At 71.2% G+C, this 518-nt stretch carries 1 pseudogene; it reads right to left on the bottom strand.

Annotation, left to right across the window (positions count from 1 at the left end):
• Nucleotides 1-130 precede the first annotated feature (130 nt).
• Nucleotides 131-518: pseudogene (locus tag D1Z90_RS21880) on the bottom strand (hypothetical protein); the annotation flags it as partial.

Here is a 518-nt window from a genome sequence, read left to right on the forward strand (position 1 = left end):
CTCGACCTGGAGTCGATCGAGGCCGTCGAGAGCGCCCTGCGCGGCTATGACGGCGCGCTGCTGGCGGTCAGCCACGACGCCGACTTCCTGGAAGCCGTCGGCGTCGGCCGCACGGTGACGCTGACGGGGGTCAGGCCCGCTTGTTGAGCGTGATGGCCGTGGCGTCGGCGGTCGTCGGCTCGGCGCCCGGCCCGTAGCCGGCGCCGCTGGCGCGCTGCGAGGCCACCTCTTCGGCGATGGCCTTGACCAAGCCCTCGGTGACGGTCTTGGCCGCCTCCAGCGCCCGGCCGTGGCGGGCCAGCACGGCGTCGAATCGTTTGCGCTGAAGGTCGAAGTGCCACGCGACGTGCCGCACGGGACGCTCGTGTTGCGTGGCGCGACGGCGATCACGATGCACGGCGATCAAGTGATCGACGATGCCGACGTCGTCGTCGTCGACAATCGCATCGCCGCGATCGGCAAACGCGGTGCGGTGGCGGTTCCCCAGCACGCCGTCGTTCGCGATGTCGCGGGCAAGT

Origin of the sequence: Motilimonas pumila (assembly GCF_003596335.1) — a bacterium.
In the GTDB taxonomy this organism is placed as follows: domain Bacteria; phylum Pseudomonadota; class Gammaproteobacteria; order Enterobacterales; family CBDFNC01; genus Motilimonas; species Motilimonas pumila.